General features: G+C 74.2%; 3 protein-coding genes. 2 read left to right on the forward strand and 1 reads right to left on the reverse strand.

Going from position 1 to position 3893, the window contains the following annotated elements:
• Positions 1-421 precede the first annotated feature (421 nt).
• On the forward strand, positions 422-1099 hold the full coding sequence (locus ACFV4G_RS37610) for a DUF1062 domain-containing protein (protein WP_380447041.1): 678 nt from the start codon (positions 422-424) through the stop codon (positions 1097-1099).
• Between the two features lie 65 nt (positions 1100-1164).
• On the opposite strand, the gene ACFV4G_RS37615 is transcribed toward ACFV4G_RS37610, so the two are convergent.
• Positions 1165-2316: a citrate/2-methylcitrate synthase gene (locus ACFV4G_RS37615; RefSeq protein ID WP_380447043.1), complete on the reverse strand. Its 1152-nt coding sequence runs from the start codon at positions 2314-2316 to the stop codon at positions 1165-1167.
• A gap of 183 nt (positions 2317-2499) precedes the next feature.
• On the opposite strand from ACFV4G_RS37615, the gene ACFV4G_RS37620 reads away from it, so the two are divergent.
• Positions 2500-3750, forward strand: coding sequence for a citrate synthase (locus tag ACFV4G_RS37620; RefSeq protein WP_380447045.1), 1251 nt, complete (start codon positions 2500-2502; stop codon positions 3748-3750).
• Positions 3751-3893: the final 143 nt, after the last annotated feature.

Here is a 3893-nt window from a genome sequence, read left to right on the forward strand (position 1 = left end):
GCCCCCCGCGGGGAGTCACCGCACCGCCGGCCCGGCGGGCGGGTGCGCCGCCTCCCGCACGCAACCGCGGGGCGGCCGCGGTCCCCGGGGGGGGGCCGGGCGCCCTCCGCTGCTTCACGACATGGGCCATTTCCCGGAGGACCTTCTCCCGGAGGACCTGTGCCCAGAGGACCTGCTCCCAGAGGACCTGCTCCCAGAGAAAAAGGAGTTGCCCGAGGGGCGCGGCCTCGATGAGGATCGGGCCATGGACTTTTAGCGGTTGCCACGTAGCTGTCACCAACCCGTCGCGCGGGTTGGCACCCGGGCCTGAGCACTCGGCCCTGGGGTGACCACCCGCGCTCACGTGTGCATCCGTCATGTCCGGGAGAGCTGCGGCTCGGCCTGCGAGCGCTCCTGGTGAGTCCTGAAAGCAACCACATTCATGAATACCGACCGCAAGGCCCTGTGGGCCGTGCGTCAGTCCGCCCTGCCCACCGTCGTTCGGCCCTGCCCGGACTGCTCCGGTGTGCGGCACCGTGCCTCGGGGAAGATCCGGGTCAATGCCAGCGGGAAGCTCCTCGACGTCTGGCTGCTGCTGAGCTGCGCGTCGTGCGACCGGACCTCGAAGGTGCCCGTTCACGAACGCGTCCACGTGTCGTCGCTCGAACCCGCCCGCCTGGTGGCGTACGAGAACAACGACCCCGCCGTGGTGCGGGAGTTGACGATGAGTGCGTCGCTCGCCGCGAGGAACGGGTACCGCCTCGACTGGACCGGCACCTGGGACGTCGAGGCGCGCACGCCCCTCTACGCGCTCGACGACCCCACGCCGCTCAAGGTGCTGGTCGGCTTCGAGCTGCCCGCACCGGTTCGGGTCGAGCGGCTGCTCATGCTCGGGCTCGGCCTCAGCCGCGGTGCCGTGCGGCGCATGGTCCGGGACGGGCGCATCCGGCTGCCGTTCGCTCCGGATGCCAAGGCGCACCGGGACTTCGAGTTCACCGTCCACGGGCCCGGATCCGTCGATGCCGCGAAGCACCCGAAGGCCGTTGACGTGCAGATGAGTTCCGTCGGGTCGCCCGATACGTCGCCGTACCTGCCGCGCTCTACGGCGGTCGGCGCGTAGCGGAACGAGGGCAGGGCCTCCTCTCCCCCGATCAGGAGGCCCTGCCTGTCGTGTCCGCCCGCCGCTCAGGCCGTCGGCAGCGGTTGCGGGGCAGCCGGGCCGGTGTAGCGGGCGGCCGGGCGGATGATCTTGGGGTCGGCGGCCTGTTCCAGGATGTTGGCGCTCCAGCCGATCGCCCGGGCCGCGGCGAAGGTGGGGGTGAACATCTCCCTGGGCAGGCCGCACAGGTGCATCACCACGCCCGCGTAGAACTCGACGTTGGTGTGGAGTTCGCGGCCCGGCTTCAGCTCGGCCAGGATCGCCTCGACCCGGGCCTCCACCTGGACGGCGAGCTCGACCAGCTCGCCGCCGAAGGACTCGGCGACGCCGCGCAGCATGCGGGAGCGGGGGTCCTCGGTGCGGTAGACGGCGTGGCCGAAGCCCATGATCCGGTCGCCGGCGAGCACGTGCTCGCGGATCCAGCCGTCGATCCGTTCCGGGGTGCCGATCGCGTCCAGGGTGTCGAGGGCGCGGCTCGGCGCGCCGCCGTGCAGCGGCCCGGAGAGCGCGCCGAGGCCGCCGACCAGGCAGGCCACGAGGTCGGCTCCGGTGGAGGCGATCACGCGGGCGGTGAAGGTCGAGGCGTTGAAGCCGTGGTCGACCGTGGAGATCAGGTACTGCTCGATCGCCCGGGCCTTGGCGGGCTCGGGCTCCTCGCCGGTCAGCATGTAGAGGTAGTTGGCCGCGTAGCCGAGGTCCTCGCGCGGTTCTATCAGCTGCTCGCCCTGCTGCAGCCGCTGGAGCGCGGTGAGGATGGTGGGTACCAGTGCGGTGGCGAACAGCGCGTCCTCGACCCGCTGTTCGGGCGCGGTGTCGTAGAGCGGCCGGACGCCCCGGTCGGCCGCGGCGACCGTGAGCGCGGCGCCCAGGGCGCCGAGCGGGCCGCCGTGCGCGGTGCTCGCCGCCAGTGCGGGCAGGAGCGGGCGCAGCGCGTCGGGCAGGTGGCGCAGCGGGGTGGTGCGGGCGAGGAAGGCGGCGCGGCCGGCGGCGTCGGGCAGCTCGCCGAGGAGCATCAGGTGCCAGACGTCCTCCAGGGTGCGCTGCTCGGCGAGGTCGATCGCCGAGTACTGGCGGTAGCGGTAGAAGCCCTCCAGCCCTCGGACGTCGCCGAGTTCGGTCTCGGTGACGACGACGCCCTTGAGGCCGCGCGGGACCTCGATCTCGGTGGTGCTCGGCATGGCAGTGGCCCTTCTCGTGCGTGCTTCGTGCCAGGTGGTGGGTGTTTCCGGCGACGTTCTGTACTCTCCGACTGTTGATCCATGTTGTCAACATTGATTGAAATCAATGTGGAATACTGTGGATCATCATCAAGGCATGCGGACACAGGGCGCAGGTACCCGATCGGAGGGCGAGGGCAGACCATGGCCGAACGCTTGACCACCCAGCAGGTCGCCGAGCAGCTCGGCGTCAAGGTGGAGACGGTGTACGCCTACGCCAGCCGTGGGCAGCTCAGCAGCGAGCGGGCCCCGGGCGGCAAGGGCAGCACCTTCGACGCCCGCGAGGTCGCCGAGCTGGCCGCCCGTGGCCGCCGCGCCCCGGTGCGCCCGGCTCCGGGCGAGGCTCCCGCCGCCGCATCGTGGGGCAGCGAACCGGTCGCGGTGCGGACCGGGCTGACGCTGATCGAGAACGGTCGGCTCTACTACCGCGGCCGGGACGCCGTCGAACTGGCCGCCCGGTACGGCTTCGAGGCCGCGATCGGCTGGCTCTGGGGCCTGGGCACCGACGCCCCGGTGGAGCTGCGGGTGCCGCCCGCCACCGCCGAGGCGCTGGCCCGCGCCGCCGCCGCGTTGCCCGAAGGGATCCGGCTGCCCGACCGGCTCCGGATCTCGGCGACCGTCGCCGCCGCGCTCGACCCGCTGCGCTTCGACCTGCGCGAGCGGACCGTCCACGCCGCCGGGGCGGCGCTGATCGCCGGGATGGTCGAGGCGCTGCCCCGCACCGCGCCCGATCCGGACCCCGGCCCCGGGTCTTCGCTGGCCGCGCGGCTGTGGAGCCGGCTGGCCACGGCCGCGCCCACGCCGGAGGCGCTGTCCTGCCTGGACCGCGCCCTGGTCCTGCTGATCGACCACGAGCTGGCGGTCTCGACGGTGGCGGCCCGGCTGGCGGCGTCGGCGCGGGCGCATCCGTACGCCGTGGTCTCCGCCGGACTCGGCGCGACCGACGGTCCGCTGCACGGCGCCGCCAGCCCGCTCGCGCACCGGATGCTCGCCGAGGTGCTGGCCGACGGCGCCGTGCCGGTGGTGTCCGACTACCTGCGCACCGGCCGGCCGATCCCGGGGCTCGGCCACCGGCTCTACCCGGAGGGCGATCCGAGAGCGGTCGCCCTGCTGGACGCGGTCCGTCGACTCGACGGCGGTGCGGCCGTGGTGGCGGCCGTCGCCGCGGTGGAGGCGGCCGCGGGCCCGGCCGGGCGGCCGGAGCTGCGGGCCAACATCGACCTGGCGCTGGCCGCCATGGCGCTGACGGCCGGGCTCCCGGCGGAGGCCGGCGAGGTGGTCTTCGCGGTGGCCCGCACCCCGGGCTGGCTGGCGCACGCGGTGGAGGAGTACGGCGAGGAGCCACTGCGGATGCGGGCCCGGGCCGGGTACGTCGGGCCGCGCCCGCAGGCGTAGGACGGGTCTTCCCTTCCGGGCGTACGGGCCCGGTGGCCGAGAAACCCGGCGCCCCCCCGGGGGCGCCGAGGCGGGCCAGGCGGGGCGCCCGCCCGGCCGCCGGCACTCGGGGCGGGCGGGCGGGCACACACCCCCCGGGGCCC

This window comes from Kitasatospora sp. NPDC059747 (assembly GCF_042732955.1).
GTDB lineage: Bacteria > Actinomycetota > Actinomycetes > Streptomycetales > Streptomycetaceae > Kitasatospora.